This is a genomic window from Niabella drilacis (assembly GCF_900101395.1).
Lineage (GTDB): Bacteria > Bacteroidota > Bacteroidia > Chitinophagales > Chitinophagaceae > Niabella > Niabella drilacis.
Window position 1 is genome coordinate 25,753 of sequence record NZ_FMZO01000015.1, and the last position, 15,413, is coordinate 41,165.

At 49.1% G+C, this 15,413-nt stretch carries 13 protein-coding genes; 8 read left to right on the forward strand and 5 right to left on the reverse strand.

All coding sequences use genetic code 11. The features are described 5' to 3' along the window. The first annotated feature begins 5 nt into the window (after positions 1–5). On the forward strand, positions 6–1,919 hold the full coding sequence (locus BLS44_RS20510) for an SH3 domain-containing protein (RefSeq protein WP_090392110.1): 1,914 nt from the start codon (positions 6–8) through the stop codon (positions 1,917–1,919). A 32-nt stretch (positions 1,920–1,951) separates the two neighbouring features. Here BLS44_RS20510 and fmt read toward each other — a convergent pair whose 3' ends face one another. Beyond that, positions 1,952–2,887: a methionyl-tRNA formyltransferase gene (gene fmt / locus BLS44_RS20515; RefSeq protein ID WP_090392111.1), complete on the reverse strand. Its 936-nt coding sequence runs from the start codon at positions 2,885–2,887 to the stop codon at positions 1,952–1,954. Positions 2,888–3,250: 363 nt separating this feature from the next. Here fmt and BLS44_RS20520 point away from each other — a divergent pair, with 363 nt between their 5' ends. The 3 genes from BLS44_RS20520 (at position 3,251) to BLS44_RS20530 (ending at position 6,239) form a co-directional block, all read left to right on the forward strand. Then, on the forward strand, positions 3,251–3,706 hold the full coding sequence (locus BLS44_RS20520; protein WP_090392112.1) for an FKBP-type peptidyl-prolyl cis-trans isomerase: 456 nt from the start codon (positions 3,251–3,253) through the stop codon (positions 3,704–3,706). A 141-nt stretch (positions 3,707–3,847) separates the two neighbouring features. Continuing rightward, entirely contained in the window at positions 3,848–5,095 is a 1,248-nt protein-coding gene (gene pepT / locus BLS44_RS20525) for a peptidase T (protein ID WP_090392113.1), read from the forward strand. Between the two features lie 196 nt (positions 5,096–5,291). After that, positions 5,292–6,239 carry an SPFH domain-containing protein gene (locus BLS44_RS20530; protein WP_090392114.1) on the forward strand — a complete coding sequence of 316 codons (948 nt, stop codon included), beginning with the start codon at positions 5,292–5,294 and terminating at the stop codon, positions 6,237–6,239. Between the two features lie 21 nt (positions 6,240–6,260). On the opposite strand, the gene prmC is transcribed toward BLS44_RS20530, so the two are convergent. Next, on the reverse strand, positions 6,261–7,121 hold the full coding sequence (gene prmC / locus BLS44_RS20535; protein WP_090392115.1) for a peptide chain release factor N(5)-glutamine methyltransferase: 861 nt from the start codon (positions 7,119–7,121) through the stop codon (positions 6,261–6,263). 32 nt (positions 7,122–7,153) lie between these two features. On the opposite strand from prmC, the gene ribD reads away from it, so the two are divergent. Both ribD and BLS44_RS20545 read left to right on the forward strand, forming a co-directional pair. After that, complete coding sequence (ribD, locus tag BLS44_RS20540; RefSeq protein WP_090392116.1) at positions 7,154–8,215, forward strand: bifunctional diaminohydroxyphosphoribosylaminopyrimidine deaminase/5-amino-6-(5-phosphoribosylamino)uracil reductase RibD; 1,062 nt, start codon at positions 7,154–7,156, stop codon at positions 8,213–8,215. Position 8,216: 1 nt separating this feature from the next. Continuing rightward, positions 8,217–8,840, forward strand: coding sequence for an IMPACT family protein (locus tag BLS44_RS20545; protein WP_090392117.1), 624 nt, complete (start codon positions 8,217–8,219; stop codon positions 8,838–8,840). Here the strand turns inward: BLS44_RS20545 and BLS44_RS20550 are convergent. Both BLS44_RS20550 and BLS44_RS20555 read right to left on the reverse strand, forming a co-directional pair. After that, a complete protein-coding gene (locus BLS44_RS20550) occupies positions 8,824–9,516 on the reverse strand; it encodes a thioredoxin domain-containing protein (protein WP_090392118.1) in 693 nt (230 codons plus the stop codon). The genes BLS44_RS20545 and BLS44_RS20550 overlap by 17 nt on opposite strands. A gap of 52 nt (positions 9,517–9,568) precedes the next feature. Beyond that, entirely contained in the window at positions 9,569–10,678 is a 1,110-nt protein-coding gene (locus tag BLS44_RS20555; protein ID WP_090392119.1) for a lactonase family protein, read from the reverse strand. 164 nt (positions 10,679–10,842) lie between these two features. On the opposite strand from BLS44_RS20555, the gene BLS44_RS20560 reads away from it, so the two are divergent. Next, positions 10,843–11,292 carry a hypothetical protein gene (locus BLS44_RS20560; protein WP_090392120.1) on the forward strand — a complete coding sequence of 150 codons (450 nt, stop codon included), beginning with the start codon at positions 10,843–10,845 and terminating at the stop codon, positions 11,290–11,292. 815 nt (positions 11,293–12,107) lie between these two features. On the opposite strand, the gene eco is transcribed toward BLS44_RS20560, so the two are convergent. Further along, positions 12,108–12,617, reverse strand: coding sequence for a serine protease inhibitor ecotin (eco, locus tag BLS44_RS20565; protein WP_245729324.1), 510 nt, complete (start codon positions 12,615–12,617; stop codon positions 12,108–12,110). Positions 12,618–12,993: 376 nt separating this feature from the next. Here eco and BLS44_RS20575 point away from each other — a divergent pair, with 376 nt between their 5' ends. Next, positions 12,994–15,249 carry a Tex family protein gene (locus tag BLS44_RS20575; RefSeq protein WP_090392123.1) on the forward strand — a complete coding sequence of 752 codons (2,256 nt, stop codon included), beginning with the start codon at positions 12,994–12,996 and terminating at the stop codon, positions 15,247–15,249. Positions 15,250–15,413: the final 164 nt, after the last annotated feature.

Consider the following 15,413-nt stretch of genomic DNA (forward strand, 5'->3'; position numbering starts at 1 on the left):
AATACATGAAATCGTTTATTGTTACGGCCGGATTGATGTTAATAATGGGAACCACCCATGCACAAAAAAAACTGACGGCGCTTTCCACTTCCAGGGGAACCATTGTAGCGCACAGGGTTACCTCTGGCGAATCGTTACAGTATTTAAGCACAAAATACGGGGTATCCCTTGCTACACTTGCAAAGGCAAATGGCATGAAGGGTAGCCAGGAGCTGAAGATCGGGCAAACGGTTAAAGTACCGGTTACGGCTTCTAACCTGAATACCAAATCCCGGAAGGGGATCCCTGTCTATTACGAGGCGGGGGCAAAGGATAACTTAACAACCATTAGCCGCAAATTCAACCGGGTGGATGTAAAAACCCTGAAGGCCTGGAACAAGCTGAGAAAAGATGCTGTTTCCAGGGGGCAGGACATCCTGGTTGGGTATATGATGGATAATGCCGCGGCAAAGAAGGAGAAAAAAGAAGAGGAGCAGACCGAAACGGCCAGGAGTAATGCCGGTGCTACTTTAAAGACAGGACAGAAAGTAACCGTTACTTCCGCCGTGAATATCCGTAAAGGAGCCAGTACCGGCCAGCCGGTAGCAGGCACGCTGCAAAAAGATGAAGTGGTTACGGTTACGCGGCGAGTGAACGGCGACTGGGTAGAAGTACGTACAGCCGGGGGACAAAAAGGTTATATGGCCTCCCAGTTTTTGGAGCCGGTAACTGCCCCGCAGGCAGACGAAGAAAAAGAAACAGTTAAAAGCAGCGTTGTGCTGAAGGCTGGTCAAAAAGCAGCAGCAGCATCGGCGGTGAATATACGCAAGGGGCCGGGCACAGACCAGCCGGTAGTAGGACAGGTAGAGAAGGATGAAGTGGTAACCATAAGCCGCAGGGTTAATGATGAATGGGCTGCTATCCGTACTGCTGACGGGAAAAAGGGCTATGTGGCTTCCCAGTTCCTGGGTTCGGCAGATTCAAAGAATAATGATGAGGAAAAAGAAGTGGCAAAGGCGGAAGTGAAAAAAACAGCCGGCAAAAAGGCGAAAGTGGCTTCCGATACGTATATTAATATACGGAAAGGGCCGGGCACGGACCAGGCTGTTGTGGGGCAGGCTCAAAAGGACGAAATTATTACCATAACCCGGCAGGTAAATGACGAATGGGCAGCTGTACGTACCAGCGGCGGAACAGAAGGCTATGCCGCCACTCAGTATCTTGTAGACCCGGCTGCAGAACCGGCAGAACGCCCGGTGGCTAAAAAAGAGCAGCCGGCTGTCAAAGCAGAAAAGCAAATGGCCATTGTGGGTACGGGGATCAACATCCGGAAGGGACCGGGTACTGAAGAACCGGTAGTAGGCAAGGCCGAAAACAATGAAATTGTTACAGTAAGTGGCGATACAAAAGGTGAATGGGCCGCAGTGCGTACGGGAGAGGGCGTTACAGGATATATCGCCTCCCGTTTTCTTGGTCCGGCAGAAAAAGCAGCCCCCGAAAATGAAGCGCCGGAAGCCGTTGTAAAAAAAGCGTCTTCTAAGCCCTCCGGGGAGCAGCCGGCCGCACAGGCTGTTTCTTCCGCACCGGTTGCCGAAGCGGCACCTCCTCCTGCAAATTTTGACGAAAGCGGATTCTTTAAGACCGCGTACGAGGCACAAACAACTGCTGCTTCCACAACCGATAAACCGGTGCATGCGGGAGTCTTTAAAACCGATAAAGGCTGGGATGATGGAAAATATTATGCGTTGATCGACGGCGTTCCTTCCGGAACGATCATCAAACTATCCAATCCTAATGCAAACACAACGGTGTATGCAAAAGTACTGGGAGATATAAAAAGCCTGAAACAAAAGAACAGTCCGGCCTTGCGTATTAGTGATGCCGCAGCTACGGCACTCCGCATTAATGCTGCGGATTTTGATGTTGTGGTTACCCATTAAAAGCTGCCGGCCCATGCCCGTCCGGCCGTTGACTAAAACTGGTAGCCCCGCAGGAAATCTTCGACAGCCATCCGCTTTTTACCCTCCAATTGGAGCTCCTTCAGGTCCAGGAATCCATTGGTACATACAAAGGAGAGGTATGTTTTGGCGTCTGTTTGGAAGGTCCCCGGTTGCTGGTCTGTTGCTGCTTTTCTGACAGAAGCCTTAAATATTTTTAACTTTTTCTGGTTGAGGAAGGTAAACGCCCCGGGATAGGGAGAAAGCCCCCGTACGAGATCGTAGACTTTTTCAACCGGCTGGCTGAAATCGATAAGGCAGGTTTCTGTAAAAATCTTAGGCGCATGGCGGAGCGCGGCAGCCCCGGGTTGGGGGATCTCTGTCAGCGATCCGTTTGCCAGCCCTTCTACGGTGGCTACCAGCAAGTTGGCCCCGATATCCTTCATTTTATCATGAACACTGCCTGCCGTATCGTCTTCGTTTACCGGAAAGTGGTCCTGTAAGAGGATATGGCCGGTATCTATTTCGTGCTGTAGTTTAAACGTGGTTACCCCCGTTTCCTTTTCTCCATTGATCACTGCCCAATTGATGGGGGCCGCACCCCGGTACTGCGGAAGCAGGGAGCCGTGAAGGTTGATCGTTCCCATAGGCGGCATGTTCCATACAACCTCCGGCAACATCCGGAAGGCCACGCAGATCTGGAGATCGGCTTTCAAATTCCGCAAAGCATCAAGGAAGTCCGGGTCTCTCAGCTTTTCGGGCTGGAGTAGGGGCAACTGGTGTTCCAGTGCATATTTTTTTACAGCACTTTGCTGTAATTCCATGCCTCTCCCTGCTGGTTTATCCGGAGCAGTGATCACACCAACGATTGTGCCGCCTGCCCGGACCAGGGCATCAAGGCTGGCAACTGCAAACTCGGGTGTACCCATAAAAACGATACGTAATTTCTTTGCCTGTTCATTCAGCGTCATGCTGCAAAAATAGCGGTAAATGATCGATCCTGAAATAACGAAACTGTTCCGGGGAACCCGCGGGCCTTCTTGACAGAAAGCAAAGGGATCCCCGGTTTTGGCTCTCAGTAGCCGGTGTGTTCAATCAAATGAAAAGCAATTATATGAAATGGCTGTCGGGTTGCCTGTTCCTGCTTGTTGCCGGCCGTTTTTCAGGGCCGGCGGCTCACAGTGAACGGCATATTCTTCTAAATAGAGGAGGGCCTGCAAATTTCCGGATTCCCCGAAAAATAGGGGCGCCTGCTTTGTAATTACAAATTATGGCATCTGCATAAAAAAGCCTACCTTGCCCTCAAATCAGTTTATTCATTTTAAATTCAATCAATGCAACAAGCAAAAAAAGGCGATAAAGTAAAGGTGCACTATCACGGAAAACTGACGACTGGCGAAACCTTTGATTCTTCCGAGGGGCGTGATCCGTTGCCCTTTGAGATCGGGGGCGGTATGGTGATCAAAGGGTTTGATGACGGCGTTACAGGGATGACTGTAGGTGAAAAAAAGACCATCACCATTCCTGCCGATGAAGCCTATGGCCCGGTAAATCCTGATATGGTTATAGAAATGCCGAAAGATCGCCTTCCCCAGGATATGGAAGTGGAAGTGGGGATGCCCCTGGTGATGAGCGACCCTCAGGGCCAGCAGTTCCAGGTGACCGTAAAGGAGATCACGGAAGACAAGATCGTGCTGGATGCCAATCACCCGCTTGCCGGCAAAGACCTGGTATTTGACCTGGAGCTGGTTGAGATAGAAGGCGGAAGCCCCCTGATTATTATGCCTTAACAAAGATTAAATGATAATTTGGTAAAAGCAGCTTTTAAAGCTGCTTTTATATTTAGTTTTAAATCAATTGAATTGTATTACGTTTTGATAATGTGCCTGTTGTTGTTTTAAGTATATTTATTGTTCATTGAATAAGCGACCATGACCTATAACTTTACCGTTTCTGACCGTTTTTTGAAGTATGTAACTATTGATACGCAAAGTGATCCCCTGTCGGACAGTGTTCCGTCAACCGCCAGGCAAAAAGATTTGAGCAGGATCCTGGTTGGTGAGCTGAAAGAGATGGGACTGCAGGATGCGGAGCTGGATGAGTTTGGATATGTGTATGCTTCCATTCCCGCCAATACGGATAAGCAGGTTCCGGTGATCTGCTTTTGCAGTCATGTTGATACCTCTTCTGATTGTTCAGGTACAGGGGTTAAACCCATTGTACATCAAAACTATGATTGCAGGGATATAGTGTTGCCTGATGACCCGCAACAGGTTATCCGGCCTGGCGATCATCCCTATCTGAAAACAAAAAGAGGTGAGGATATCATTACAGCCTCCGGTACTACGCTCCTGGGGGCAGATGATAAGGCCGGGGTTGCCATTATTATGGACCTCGTACACTTCCTGACAACCCATCCCGAAGTAAAACACGGTACGGTCAAAATCCTGTTTACGCCGGATGAAGAGATCGGCCGCGGGGTAGACCATGTAAACCTGGAAAAACTGGGGGCTGATTTTGGATATACCCTGGACGGAGGTGAACGGGGCAGCTATACAGATGAAACCTTTAGTGCCAATGGTGTTACCATACATTTTTATGGAAACAGTATTCACCCCGGTTATGCCAGGGATAAGCTCATCAATGCTATCAAAATAGCAGGAACCTTTCTTGACCTGCTGCCCAGGGACGGCTTTAGTCCCGAAACAACAGAAGACCGGGAAGGGTTTGTGCACCCGGTGCATATAGAAGGCGGCGCCGAAAAGGCCTCACTGAGTTTTATTATCCGCGATTTTGATACCCAGAAACTGAAATTGCATGAGGCCCGGCTGGAGCAGTTTGCAAAACAGGCTACAGGAAGATATCCCGGCAGCCGGTACGAATTTGCAAGCCGGGAGCAGTACCGGAATATGAAAGAAGTGGTTGATCAGCATCCTGAAATAGGGGATTACGTAAAGATCGCAATGGAGCGGAGTGGTATTGAATTTAAAAAGAGCAGCGCAAGGGGGGGGACAGATGGCTCCCGGTTATCTTTTATGGGCATTCCTTTCCCGGATATCTTTACTGGTGAAATGGCTTTCCATGGCAAACATGAGTACGTAAGCATCCAGGATATGCAAAAGTCAGTGGAAACACTGGTCAACCTGGTACAGGTTTGGGAAGAAAGGGCCGCTTCCTGATCCCTTTGTTATTTCCCCGGAATTTCCGGGTGGAACGGGCCCGGGTATTTTAAAAAAAGCGCAATGATGAAGCGCTCCCAGGTCTGCAGCGTAAAGGCAAAAACAGGGTATCATAAAAATGTTATGCGCCCGGACCCGGAAGGTATTCCCGTCCAGGTAGCTTAATGCTTATCTTTATAAAAATATAATTATTGTTATGGAATTTATTACGAACTTTTGGTGGGTACTGGTTATACTGCTTGTGGTGCTCAGCGGGTTGTTTACCGTAAACCAGGGCTATATCGGCGTTATTACCATGTTTGGGAAATACCGTCGTATTGTAAAGCCGGGCTTAAATATTAAGATCCCTTTTATTGAAAGAGTGTACCGGCGGGTATCTGTTCAGAACCGGTCTGTTGAGCTGGAGTTCCAGGCGGTGACCCAGGACCAGGCCAATGTGTATTTTAAAAGCATGTTGCTGTACGCCGTACAGAATGAGCTGGAGGAGACAGTAAAGAAGGTGGCATTCAAATTTATTGATGAGCGGAACCTGATGCAGGCCCTGGTGCGTACCATTGAGGGCAATATACGCGCCTTTGTGGCTACAAAGAAGCAGGCCGAGGTATTGGGACTGCGCCGTGAAATTGTACAATATGTAAAAGTGGAGATTGACCACACACTTGAGGAATGGGGTTATCACCTGCTGGATCTGCAGATCAACGATATTACATTTGATAAAATGATCCTTGACTCTATGAGCAAGGTGGTTGCCAGTAACAACCTGAAGGCAGCGGCAGAAAATGAAGGGCAGGCATTGCTGATCACCAAAACTAAATCGGCGGAGGCCGAAGGAAATGCGATCAAGATCAGCGCGGAAGCAGAACGGGAAGCTGCGCGGCTGCGGGGACAGGGGATCGCCTTGTTCCGGGAGGAAGTGGCCAAGGGGGTATCTTCTGCAGCAGTGGAGCTGCGCCAGGCGAACCTCGATACCAATTTTATCCTGTTCAGCATGTGGACAGAGGCCATCAAGAATTTTGCAGAGTACGGAAAAGGAAACGTGATCTTCCTGGATGGCAGTACAGAGGGGATGGAGCATACCATGAAGCAGTTCCAGGCCATGATGATGCGCCCTTCGGGAACCGATGCATTAAAAAAGGGGCAGTAAATAACAGGCGTTGCCCGGCATTTATTTTTCGCTGTTGGCAAAGCCGGCCAGCACAAACCGTTGTTTCCCCTGCATGTCGGTTTTAATAACTGCAGTGAACCCTTTCGTTTCAAGCAGCTGCCGGGTTTCTTCCGCCAGGTTCTCATGTACTTCCAGGTAGATCCGGCCGCCGGGCGCAAGAACAGCACTTGCGGCGCCCGCTATTTTGCGGTAAAATAGTAAAGGATCCTCATCCGGAACAAATAAAGCGAGCGCCGGTTCATAGTCTGTCACATTTTTATGCATCGATGTTTGATCAGCAACGGGGATATAGGGTGGGTTGCTTACCAGCACATCAACCTGCGGAAGCTGCGGCCAGTTTGTTTCTTCTAAGAAATCGAGCTGCATAAAGTGGATGTCCTGCTGGTATTTAGCTGCATTTTTACGGGCAACTGCCAGTGCCTCTGCGCTGATATCACAACTCGTCACCGTTGCATCCGGGAGCTTTCTTTTCAAAATAACGGGAATGCACCCGCTTCCGGTTCCGATGTCTAATATGCGCACGGAAGGCCGGGTCTTATGTTCCTGTATAACGGCATCCACGAGTTCTTCGGTTTCGGGTCTTGGGATCAGTACCTGCTTATTGACAAAAAAAGGAATATCATAGAACCAGGCCTCATTCAGGATATACTGGATCGGTTCGGCTTTTAGTAACCGCTTCCTGATATCCGATAGCATTTTCAGCATACAGGGGTCGGGGTTGAACTGCCGCCCTTCACAGGCCCGGAGATCGAAGCCCGTAAGGTGCGCCACGGCCAGGTACCAGATCTGCTGCGCTTCATTTTCCGGATAAAGAACCTGCAGCTCCTGTACAAAGCTTTTTTCTACGTTTTTTAAAGACATGCTGCAAACTTAATTCTTTTACTTTTGCAAAAATGGATACAGCAGTACAGGAACTTTATTTGGAACGTTGTTTCCAGCTGGCAAAACTGGGTGCCGGAGCTGTAGCTCCTAACCCGATGGTGGGTGCCGTGCTGGTATACAAGGACCGGGTCATTGGTGAGGGATACCACCAGCGGTACGGGGAAGCACATGCGGAAGTGCATTGTATCAACCAGGCGCTGGAGCAGTACCCGGGGCTGATCGAAAAGGCTACGCTCTATGTTTCCCTTGAACCCTGTGCCCATTACGGTAAAACGCCTCCCTGTGCAGATCTGATCATCCGGCATAAGATCCCAAGGGTAGTGGTAGGGTGTCGTGATCGTTTTGAGGAGGTCAATGGAAAAGGGATCGAAAGGCTGCGGAATGCCGGTGTGGAAGTGGTTGAACAGATTGCCACGCAGGAAGCTATCACCCTAAACAAACGGTTCTTTACTTTTCACGGGTTAAAACGCCCGTATATTATTTTAAAATGGGCTCAGACAAGGGATGGCATCATGGCTTCTCCGGATGGGGAACGCTTAAGGATCACCCATCCGGTGACCAACCGGTTGGTGCACCGGTGGCGCTCGGAAGAAGCCGCTATTATGGTGGGCGCTGCTACGGCGGTTAAGGATGACCCGCTGCTCGACCGTCGCCACTGGTTTGGAAAAGCGCCGCTGAAGATCGTGGTTGCTGCTTCGGGCGATCTGCCGGACGATCTGAAATTGCTGCACTCCGGCAGTGCCGCATGGGTATTTAACCGGAAGGAGGAAAAGAAGGGCGCGCAAACGGAGTGGATCAAAATAACAGCGGGAGACCTGGTAACCGGAATGCTGGATGTATTGTTTCAACGGCAGGTTCAGAGCGTTTTTGTAGAAGGGGGGCGCCGGTTGTTGCAATCCTTTATTGATGCAGGCCTGTGGGATGAGGCCCGCGTGATCACTAATACAGAAATGATTGCCGGCGGGGGATTATCGGCTCCGTCATTGCAGGGGCAGGTGCTCCTTCAGACAACCAAAATTGGGGCAGACGAAATAACAGTTTATAAGCATATACATAATCAGTTTATAGTTTAAGATGGACCAGGGAAATTATTATCAGACCATTGAAACGGGCGGACAGGCAGAATTTAAAGACCGGGGCAGCCGTTTTATTGCCATGGCCTATCCGCTTAAAAATACCGATGAGTTTAAAAAAATACTGGCTGCTGTAAAAAAAGAGCATCCCAAGGCCAATCATCATTGTTTTGCATACCGCCTGGGCACAGAAGGAAATGCTTTCCGGGTCAGCGATGCAGGCGAACCTTCCGGAACTGCGGGACGGCCGATATTGGGCCAGATCGACAGCCGGCAGGTGACGGATGTCCTGATCATCGTCGTACGCTATTTTGGCGGTACCCTGCTGGGGGTGCCGGGGCTGATCAATGCGTATAAATCAGCTGCAGCCATGGCATTGCAGGTAACGCCCCTGGTGCGTAAGCCGGTATTAAAAACCTATCATCTGCAATTTGACTATACCCAGCTCAACGAAGTGATGAATGTGGTAAAACAATTTGACTGCCTGATCATGAAACAGGAATTGCAGCTGTTTTGTGTAATGGATATCGGTATCCCCAAACACCGGCTAACGGAAAGCGTTATGCGGCTGGAGGATATCAGGAACCTGGTGCTGAAGGAGGTAGCGGTCATTGCAGCTTCGTAAGCACTTTCTTTTTTGTGATATAACCGAGATGAGACCATTGCAGCTTTCCGTTCTTATAAATGTGCAGTACCGGTAAGGCATCGATCTTCAGGGTATTGGCCAGCTCCGGATTTTTATCAATATCGATCCGCAGCACGGATACCGTAGCCGCCTTTTCATGCGCGATCTCCTTCAGGTAAGGCTCCATTTTTTTGCAGGGCCCGCACCATGCGGCATAAAAATCAACCAGCACCAGTTTGTCGGTCTGTAAAGCCTTTTCAAAATCAGCTTTAGAGAAGAACAGCCCCTTTCCGCCGGCAGTCTTTTCTTCCGGCAATTGCGCAGCACGCCATTTGAGCATGCCTCCTTCCATTTCATACACCTGTTTAAATCCCTTGCTGCGTAAATAGGCTGCTGCTTTGGCGCTTCTGCCGCCACTGAGGCAATATACATACACCGGCAGCTCCTTTGGCAATAACAGTGCCTTCCGGCTAAACGAGCTGTCCAGCCAGTTAATGTTCACCGCACCGGCAATGTGCCCGGCTGTATATTCATCGGGGGTGCGTACGTCCAGTATGTTTTTCTCCGCAGGGGCTTCCGCCTCTTTTTGGAACTGCTGTGCCGGCAGCGATTGGCTCCAGCCCCGGGTGGTGATCAGCACCGTGAAGACGGTCAACAGGAGAAAAGGATATTTCATCGCGTATTTTTTATGGGCCGGTACAGGAACTTTTTATAGCGGGTTTATATCATTATTTCGAGATCCATTTGAGTGATACCGGTATGCCCGTTTTTACCTCGCGGCCGGTTGGCTCGGGCATGCCGGTATCGGGATTGATTTTGAAAAGGGTGATATTATCGCTTTTCTGGTTGGCTGCAAGCAGCCAGCGACCGGAAGGGTCGATGGTAAAATTCCGCGGAAAATTTCCATTGGTTGAAACGCTGCCCGCATAATGGATCATCCCGGTTTTGAGGTCGGTTTTATAAACCTCGATCGTGCTGCTGCTGCGCTGCGAAGTATAGAGGAATTTATTGTCGGGAGAGAGATGGATATCCGCCCCGGCAGCCTTTCCCTTTTCGGCCTTCAGCCCGTCGGCCGTTTGCAGGTGCCGCAGTTTTCCTTTATGCAAAGCATAAACGTTGACCGTACCAAACATTTCGTCGATGTTATAGACCCATTTTTTATTTTTTGAAATGACCATATGACGCGGCCCCGCCCCGGGCGCTGTTTGAATACTGGCTGTATTGGCCGTATCCACTTTTCCTGTTCTGGCATTAAAGGGATAGGAAACGATCTGATCCGTTCCGAGGTCGCATACGAACAGGAATTTATTGTCTGGGGATATGGTGGTGCTGTGCACATGTGGCCCGCGCTGGCGGGTGGTATCCGGCCCGCTGCCTTTATGCGTTACCAGTTGCGACAGGGCGCCCAGTGATCCGTCTTTAAGAATAGGGTAAATGGAAAAACTGCCACTGGAGTAATTGGAGGCAAACAGCCATTGACCACTCCGGTCTGTTTCCAGGTAACAGGGATCGTCGCCCATACTTTTTACTGTATTTAAGAGGGTGAGCTTCCCCCTTGCAGGTTCAACGGAAAAGGCGCTGATGCCCCCGTCGGCGGTTTCGTTTACAGAGTAAACAAAGCGCTGGTCTTTTGAAACAACCTGGAAGGAGGGGTTTGCGGTTTCCACACTGCTCACAGGCTGCAGGGTCCCGGTTTGCGGATCAAAATCATAAACGTAGATACCTTTACTTGTACTGTTGTTATGGGTATAGGTACCTGCAACCAGGTACTGGCCAAATGTGTTGCTGGTGGTCATCGCAATACTTAAAACAAGCCATGAAATAAAAAATGTCCTCATGCTGAAAATTAAAGCGCAAAAGTACAATAAGTTAAGGTTCCCGGAACGGGTTTTGCTTTTATCTGTTTTTTAACAAATGTCATGCAATCTTCATAACTGCCGGATCTTCTATATATCAAAGACGAACGATCTCAAGAAATTTATAACAATTAAATTGAACTACCATGAAACGGATTCTTACTTTTTCAATTGTATCGGTTTTGGCTGTTGCTGTTTTGGGAAGCTGCACCAAGCGGGATCACTGGCGCGATGATAATCGCAATAACAAAGAGACGGGCATTACGGTTTATGTTTCCGAAGTAGGGTCGGCCTATTCGGTAGTGCGGATGGATTACGACGGTTCTTACGCCGTGGTCTACAGCCTGGAAAATGATAAATATTACTGGCCCGAAAAGAACGATGTTATCTATGGCGATTTTTCCATCGGTGGGGGGCGGACCTTATACAATAAGACTGCAGGGTTCAATATCCGTCTTGAAGTAGATGACTTCTTTGATTACCTGGATGATGCCAAAAGATCTGTGATCCGGAAAGAAGACCAGGGTACAATGACCAGGACGCCCGGTACTACGGTTAATCTCCAAAGAAGAACCGGAACACCTGTAAACAAATAGTTTTTTTTAGTCCGTTTTCTATACAGAGGGCTGCTCAAACGAGCAGCCCTTTTTTCATGCGGTGTACCAACCGCCCTGGCCTGAAGCTCCGGGCACTTTTATTTTCTTTCCCATCAAACCTCTGAGCGGCCGGTTTTAAATTGGATTTTTCCTGCTCCAAAGGATCTTCCGGGTTGTTGCGCATACCCCGGATGGCTGAACGAACAGGGAAGCCGTTGTTAATGCGTTCACTTCTGCGATTGATCTGCACCACCTGCAGGCAATAACCATCATCTCCATTTTACAGGGAATCATTTTTAAACACTGTGTAAGAGGTTATTTGAAAACAGGCGTATTACAAAACCCCCGGCCCTTAAGAGCAATGAAGGAGTCCTGGTCCTTAATGGATCATCCCTTTCTTAATGTTTTTTAGACGTTCAGATTTACTGCAGGGCTTTGTGAAACTGAAGTTTAAACGGCTGCTGAGAATTGCTGGTTGTATTTTACATAGCATCATGGCGCGGGGTAAAGCAAAACGTTTGGCAGAAGGTTTTTGAAGGTGCCGGAAACAGCATTGCTGATTTCCTTCTTCATAACCCCGGATAAAAAAAGCTGTCCCGGAAATTTCGGGACAGCCTTTCTTTTTTAAAGTTAGAGCCTGTTTAAATTTTATTGATGGAATTTATTATGAAGCTATTTTGGAGCGAAACAAGGAAAATTTTGCAGGCATAGTAGGCCACTATGGCGAAAAATTTAACGCAGTTGCAGCCCAAAACGGCCATAATAAAGCCATTGAATGAATTTTAAACAGGCTCTAATTGTTGAATGGACGGGCTTTATTTAACAGCAGCATCAGAAGTGCCCCCGGCATTCCAGATGCGGTATTTTAATTCGTAGCCATCGGGTACAAATACCACAACCGGCAATTTGCTGTTATAGCGGATCTGCTCGGTCCGGGCGCCAACAAATCTTTCTGTTTTCTTACTATCGGGGCAGGCCATCATGGTGGAAACCACTGTTCCGTTGGAGGAGAACTCATAGTAAGTATAACCCCATCCCTGCAGGTCTTTTTCTGCAATTTTACCATTCAGAGAGCGGGTATTACAGTCGGTAGGCATTACCTTGCCGGGCATCAGTTCTACTTTAAGATCTGCTTCTTCAGCACCTTTGGCCGGTAAAAGGATCACGTAGCGTTTGTATCCCTTTTTCTCTTTTGGAAAGTGCTCAAGCTGTTTTTGCGCTTCTTCATTTTTTGTCATGGTAGTTCCTGTTTTTTTGGTCGTACCGCAGGATATCAGTGCTATTGCCAAGAATAAAAAACCTGCTAATTGAATTTGTTTCATCATCACTATTGTTTAATGGTTAAACGATCTGTTTTAAATTTCGCAACACCAGGTTGCAAAAAAAGATGTAGTTGCATAAATGCAGTGTCTGGAAAACAGACCGGCAACAGTTGCAGAAGGTTGTATGGGGGGCGGAATGATGATCCGGATCAAAAAAAATGGCGTATGCCTCTGAATTACGGGTTGTTTCAGGTCAATGATCAGAAGATATTGTGCAATATTAAGGATCTGACGCGGAGCTCCGGGCCCGGCATTGTCTTTCATTCCCATATTTCCACATTTGTTACATTTATGCATTCCGGAAAAGAAGAGATTGTTATGCACAGCCCTTTGTTTGTTTGGTGGCACCGCTTACATTTGCACCCCAACGAATTTTAAAATGGACGTAAAATATATACACCAGATTTCCACAGAGCTGAACCTGCCGGTGAAGCAGGTGGGAAATGTAGAGCAGTTGCATGCGGAAGGCGCAACAATCCCTTTTATCAGCCGTTACCGCAAGGAGGCAACCGGCAATATGGATGAAGTGCAGGTGGCCAATGTGATCGATAAGATCCGTTACTATGATGAGCTGGAGAAGCGTAAGGAAACCGTTTTGAAAACCATTGAAGCGGCGGGCAAATTAACCCCTGAGCTCCGGAAAAGGGTTGAAGAGTGTCTGAATGCTACGGAACTGGAGGATATTTATCTGCCCTATAAGCCCAAGCGTAAAACAAAGGCCTCGGTAGCTATTGAAAAAGGACTGGAGCCCCTGGCAACGCTGTTGTTTGCACAGGGCAATACCCGGGTGGAAGAAGAGGCCGCTCAATATATTAATGAGCAGGTTAAAGATACCGCAGAAGCCTTGCAGGGCGCGCGGGATATTATTGCAGAACGTATTGCGGAAAGCGAGCAGGCAAGAACCCTGGTGCGCGCCATGTTTGCGGAAACTTCCGTGGTGGCTTCGCGCGTGCTGACAACAAAAAAAGAGGAGGCCGATGCGCAGAAGTACCGGGATTATTTTGATTTTAAAGAGCCTCTTTCAAAATGTCCGTCGCACCGGATCCTGGCCATCCGCCGGGGCGAAAAAGAAGGGTTCCTGATCATGGATATTTCCATTGAAAAGGATACTGCTGTCGGTTCGCTGAAGACTGAATTTGTACGGTCATCCGGTGAAGCGGGCACCCAGGTTGGGCTTGCTGTCGAAGACTCCTATGCCCGGCTGTTGAAACCCGCTATTGAAACCGAGTTCCGGATGAACAGCAAGACCTCGGCCGACGAAGAGGCGATCAAGGTATTTGCCGAAAACCTGCGGCAGCTGTTACTGGCTTCACCGTTGGGGCATAAACGGGTGCTGGCGATCGACCCCGGTTTCAGAACGGGTTGCAAGGTGGTTTGCCTGGATGAGAGCGGCACCTTTCTTAAATATGAAACGATCTTTCCACATGCACCGCAGAACGATTGGCATGGAGCAGCGGAAGCGCTGAAGCGGCTGGTAAGCAAATATGATATCGAAGCAGTGGGCTATGGGAACGGAACGGCCAGTAAGGAAACCGAAAAGCTGGTGCGGGGTATCGATTTTGGCAAACCGGTTTCGGTCTTTATGGTCAATGAAAGCGGTGCTTCCATTTATTCTGCCTCCGAAGTAGCCCGGGAGGAGTTCCCGGATGAGGATGTAACCGTGCGGGGTGCCATCAGCATCGGGCGCCGGTTGCTGGATCCGCTGAGTGAACTGGTAAAGATCGATGCCAAGAGCATTGGGGTAGGCCAGTATCAGCATGATGTAAACCAGAACCGTTTAAAGGACAGCCTGGACCAGGTGGTGCAAAGTTGTGTAAACTATGTGGGTGTGGATGTAAATACCGCCAGCAAGCATTTGCTTATGTATGTATCCGGTTTAACGGCAACCACGGCAAAGAATATTGTAGAATACCGGGTAAAGAACGGGGCGTTCAAAAGCCGGGGCGAGCTGCTGAAGGTAGCCATGCTGGGGCCCAAAGCATACGAACAATGCGCCGGGTTCTTACGGATTCCGAACGCGGTTAACCCGCTTGATAATTCGGCGGTACACCCGGAAAGCTACCCGGTTGTGGAAGCTATGGCCGGCGGCCTGAACTGTACGGTAGCAGAACTGATCACCAGGCTGGAGCTGCGAAAAGGGATCAAAGCACGGGATTTTGTAACGGAAACGGTAGGACAATATACGATCGAGGATATTTTAAAGGAACTGGAGAAGCCGGGTCGTGATCCCCGGGAAGCCATCGAAGAATTCCGCTTTGCGGAGGGATTGGCAGCGATCGGAGATCTGAAGGCGGGGATGAAAGTACCTGGCATCGTGACCAATATTACCAATTTTGGCGCTTTTGTGGATGTAGGGGTAAAGCAGGACGGGCTGGTGCATGTATCGCACCTGGCCAATAAATTTGTAAGCGATCCGAATGAAGTGGTGAAACTGAACCAGAAAGTAATGGTTACGGTGCTGGAAGTAGATGCCGCCCGGAAACGGATCTCGCTGAGCATGAAAGACGCCGGTTCCGGCGAAAACAGGACCCGCCCGGCGGGGAACCCGCAAAAGCAGGCTGCAAAGCCGGCACCGGCCGGGAAGAACAGCTTTCAGTCGAGCCTGGATGCTTTGCGGAAGAAGTTTGGGGAGTAGTATCGTAATCCACATCCCGGCCGTTCCATTGTGGGGAAGCCGTTGCGTGGGGGTAAACCTTTTCCCTGTATTTTTGTAATACATACAGCTTTAGATAACATAAAAAACATTGTAATATGCCGCCCCGATAGTTATCGGGGTGTTTCGGCAGTATCGATCAAACC

Excerpts from the sequence above, each read along its gene's own strand:
- BLS44_RS20510 (WP_090392110.1), top strand. The coding sequence starts at position 6 with ATGAAATCGTTTATTGTTACGGCCGGATTGATGTTAATAATGGGAACC.
- fmt (WP_090392111.1), bottom strand. The coding sequence starts at position 2,887 with ATGACGCTGAATGAACAGGCAAAGAAATTACGTATCGTTTTTATGGGT.
- BLS44_RS20520 (WP_090392112.1), top strand. The coding sequence starts at position 3,251 with ATGCAACAAGCAAAAAAAGGCGATAAAGTAAAGGTGCACTATCACGGA.
- pepT (WP_090392113.1), top strand. The coding sequence starts at position 3,848 with ATGACCTATAACTTTACCGTTTCTGACCGTTTTTTGAAGTATGTAACT.
- BLS44_RS20530 (WP_090392114.1), top strand. The coding sequence starts at position 5,292 with ATGGAATTTATTACGAACTTTTGGTGGGTACTGGTTATACTGCTTGTG.
- prmC (WP_090392115.1), bottom strand. The coding sequence starts at position 7,121 with ATGTCTTTAAAAAACGTAGAAAAAAGCTTTGTACAGGAGCTGCAGGTT.
- ribD (WP_090392116.1), top strand. The coding sequence starts at position 7,154 with ATGGATACAGCAGTACAGGAACTTTATTTGGAACGTTGTTTCCAGCTG.
- BLS44_RS20545 (WP_090392117.1), top strand. The coding sequence starts at position 8,217 with ATGGACCAGGGAAATTATTATCAGACCATTGAAACGGGCGGACAGGCA.
- BLS44_RS20550 (WP_090392118.1), bottom strand. The coding sequence starts at position 9,516 with ATGAAATATCCTTTTCTCCTGTTGACCGTCTTCACGGTGCTGATCACC.
- BLS44_RS20555 (WP_090392119.1), bottom strand. The coding sequence starts at position 10,678 with ATGAGGACATTTTTTATTTCATGGCTTGTTTTAAGTATTGCGATGACC.
- BLS44_RS20560 (WP_090392120.1), top strand. The coding sequence starts at position 10,843 with ATGAAACGGATTCTTACTTTTTCAATTGTATCGGTTTTGGCTGTTGCT.
- eco (WP_245729324.1), bottom strand. The coding sequence starts at position 12,617 with ATGATGAAACAAATTCAATTAGCAGGTTTTTTATTCTTGGCAATAGCA.
- BLS44_RS20575 (WP_090392123.1), top strand. The coding sequence starts at position 12,994 with ATGGACGTAAAATATATACACCAGATTTCCACAGAGCTGAACCTGCCG.